The organism is Nocardia sp. NPDC004722 (assembly GCF_053601505.1).
In genome coordinates, this window is the sequence record NZ_JBSGBY010000764.1 from 1 (window position 1) to 3429 (window position 3429).

Consider the following 3429-nt stretch of genomic DNA (forward strand, 5'->3'; position numbering starts at 1 on the left):
GACACCGGCATCGGCCTGAGCGGTGACGCCGCGCACGACAACGTCTTCGGCGCATTGGCCGAGCCGATCATGGATGTCCGGCGGAACCATTTGCAGCAGTTCGGTATTGACGATGCCCGGCCAGATCGAGACCGCGGTCGCGCCGGTGCCGTCCAGGTCGTGGGCCATATCGGCGGTCAGCCGGTCCACCGCGGCCTTGCCGACCCCGTAGACGGCATTGTGCATCTGGCGCACCGCACCCGGCGAGGACACGCTCACGATCAGGCCCTGCGATTCGATGATCAGCGGCGCGGCGAAAACGCTTGCCACGTAATGCGATCGCACCCCGATATCGAAGCCCGCGTCCCACGCCTTGGGCGGCACCTCCCAGAACTTGCGGCCGATCCAGCGCGCCGAACCGGGCGCGTCGTAGACGTTGTTGACCAGTACGTCCAGTCGGCCTTGCTCGTCGCGGATCTGCGCGAAGAGTTTCTCCACCGCGGCGTCGTCGCGGTGATCGCACACCACCGCGATGCCGGTGCCGCCGAGCTCGTCGATCTCGGCGGCGGTGGCCGACACCGTGCCCGGCAGGTGTCCGGCCGTGACGGTGCGCCCGGTGACGTACACGGTCGCCCCGGCCGCGCCCAGCTCCAGGGCGATGCCCTTGCCGATGCCTCGGCTGGCCCCGGTCACCACGGCGACCTTTCCGGCGAGAATCTTGGGTATTTCGCTCACGACCTCTGGACATTACCTTGAAATAGGAACGTGTTCTAGAAATTGGAGGCGGAGTGGAACTGACGCATCGGACGATCGACACCGGGGAGGTCCGCATGCACGTCGCGGACGCGGGGGAGGGCTTCCCGGTCGTGTTCTGTCACGGGTTCCCGCACACCTGGTTCATGTGGCATCACCAACTCGACGCGCTGGCCGCGGCGGGCTACCGGGCAATCGCACCTGACCTGCGCGGATACGGCCGCACGGACCGCCCCGAAGACCCGGCCGCCTACACCAACGAGGCCGTCATCGGCGACCTCATGGCCCTGCTTGACGACATCGGCGCGGACCAGGCCGTCTTCGTCGGCCTCGATTTCGGGGCCCAACTCGTGTGGGAACTGAGCCTGCGCAAGCCCGAACGCGTGGCCGCCGCCATGGTCCTGAACAACCCGTTCGCCCCGCGCCCGCCGAAAGCCCCCTCGGCCTTCTGGACCCGCGCGGCCGAACGCCACTTCCTGCACCTGTCCTACTTCCAGGAACCCGGCATCGCCGACGCCGAACTCGCCGCCGACCCGCGCGGCTTCCTCGCCCGCGTCTACTACTCCCTCTCCGGCGACTACCACTACCTCGACACCTGGAAGAACCCACCCGGCATCGGCTACCTCGACGCCCTCCCACAAGCCCCCGCCCTCCCGTGGCCGTGGCTCACCCAAGCCGAATTCGACACCTTGGCAGCCGATTTCGAACGCACCGGCTTCACCGGCGGCCTCAACTGGTACCGCAACCTCGACCGCAACTGGGAACTCACCGCCGCCTACACCGACGCCAAGATCGAAGTCCCCACCTTCTTCCTCTACGGCGAAAACGACCCCGACATGGAAGGTTTCAGCGGCCGCGACCCCCTCGCCACCCTGCGCGCCAATGTCACCGACCTGCGCGACGTCGTGGAAATCCCGAAGGCGGGCCACCTCGTCCAGCTCGAACGCCCCGACGCCGTCAACGCCTTCCTGCTCGACAATCTGAAGAGCCTGGGCCTGACCGACTGATCACGGCTACCGACGCGATCGCGATCGGGAAGTGAATTCAGTTGGCCGCCCGGCAGTTCTCGCCCGGCGTCACAGGTGCGAGGGTGGTGGCGGGGACGCCCAGCGGCGGGGCGGTCGGCGTCACGCTGGTCGTGGTCGTGGTCGTGGTCGTGGGCGGTGGCGTCGGCGGGGTGGCGCCGGCGCACGTCGGCAGCAACTGCGATTCGACGAGGTTGCGCAACTGCTCGATCGCCGCGTCGCGGCTGTCGGCGGACAGACCGCCGTTCACGCTGCTCTGGCCACCGGCCCGCAGATCCGACACCGCCAGGGTGAGGCAGCCCGCCGGAAAATCGCTCGCCGAGCCCGCCAGCGCCAACTCGCCACTGCTTGTGACACACGCGCGTTGATCAACCTGGTGGGTCGTGAGCCCGAGAAACGCTCGCGAGCGGCCGCGCCACACCACGACATTGTCCCCATCGGTTCCCACGTAGTACCCGGGGCTGATGGTGTTGTACGCCAACACAACTCCGCCCGCCACCACCATGACGGCGGCCACGGCCCCGAGCGTGAGCCGCCGACGCCTCGACCCGAGTACTCCGCCGACCCCCGCGGATTTCGCCGCCGCGGTCGGCTGTGCGGGCTCTGCTGCGGCGGCCTGTGTCCGTTCGGGCGGTGTGCCGGAGGCCAGGGGTACTGGCGGTGCTGTGCGCGCGTGCGGCTGAACCGCGGGCCCCGAACTCGCCGCTCGTGACACCGGGGGCTGGCCCGATGTTGGCCCGGAGGGCCGGTTCGGCGGGATGGGCGATCGTGCGGGGTCGGGTGGCTCGGCGGTGAACCGGGCGGGTTGGGTTGGCGCGGAACGGAAATCGGGCGGTGGTGATTGTTGGGGCGGGGGCGGGGGCGGCGCGGGGGTGCGCACGGCCGTGAGGGCGGCGTCGGCCAGGGCGCGGGCGGTGAGGTAGCGCTGGGCGGGGTTTTTGGCGAGGGCGCGAGTCAGGATCGGGGTGAGGGCGGCGGGGAGGTCCGGGCGGAGGTCGGTGACGGCGGGGATGGGGTCGTAGAGGTGGGCGTGCATGACGGCAGCCGGGGTGGCGCGGCGGTAGGGGACTGTGCCGGTGAGCATTTCGAAGAAGGTCACGCCGAGGGAGTAGAGGTCCCCGCGGGCGTCGACCGCGTCGCCGGTGAAGGTTTCCGGGGCCGCGTAGGCAATGGTGGCGACGAAGGCGCCGGTACTGGTCAGGCCCGTGGATTCGTCGACGCTGCGGGCGATGCCGAAGTCCGAGAGCAGAACTCGGTCGCGTTCGCCCGGATCACCGGCTGCCAGCAGGATATTGGCGGGTTTGATGTCGCGATGTAGCAGGCCCTGCCGGTGGGCGTGATCGAGACCGGCGGCCGTCTCGGCGAGAATGTAGACGGCCTGTTCGACCGGCAGGCCGGACCGGTGACGCCGCAGCAGGGCCGACAGGTCGCTGCCGGGAACGTACTCCATGCAGATCCACGGGCGACCGGACTCGATGCCGCGGTCGTAGACGGTGACGATATTGCGGTGGTTGGTGCGGGCCGCGAGATCGGCCTCCCGGTCGAAGCGCTGCCGGAAGGACTCGTCCTGGGCGGCGATATCGGTGAGCACCTTCACCGCCACCCGGCGGGGCAGCCGGGGATGGCGGGCGCGGTAGACCTCGCCCATTCCGCCTCGGCCCAAGAGTTCTTC

3 protein-coding genes are annotated in these 3429 nt (G+C 69.5%); 1 reads left to right on the forward strand and 2 read right to left on the reverse strand.

Features of this window, described 5'->3' with window-relative positions; all coding sequences use genetic code 11:
* Positions 1-714 (reverse strand): SDR family NAD(P)-dependent oxidoreductase (locus ACWELQ_RS41425; protein WP_452402453.1); only part of this gene is annotated, 714 nt, incomplete at its 3' end.
* Between the two features lie 53 nt (positions 715-767).
* Between ACWELQ_RS41425 and ACWELQ_RS41430 the strand changes: the two genes are divergently transcribed.
* Positions 768-1739 carry an alpha/beta fold hydrolase gene (locus ACWELQ_RS41430; RefSeq protein ID WP_452402454.1) on the forward strand — a complete coding sequence of 324 codons (972 nt, stop codon included), beginning with the start codon at positions 768-770 and terminating at the stop codon, positions 1737-1739.
* A 37-nt stretch (positions 1740-1776) separates the two neighbouring features.
* Here ACWELQ_RS41430 and ACWELQ_RS41435 read toward each other — a convergent pair.
* Positions 1777-3429, reverse strand: a 1653-nt coding sequence (locus ACWELQ_RS41435) for a protein kinase domain-containing protein (protein WP_452402455.1), incomplete at its 5' end; no start/stop codon positions are given.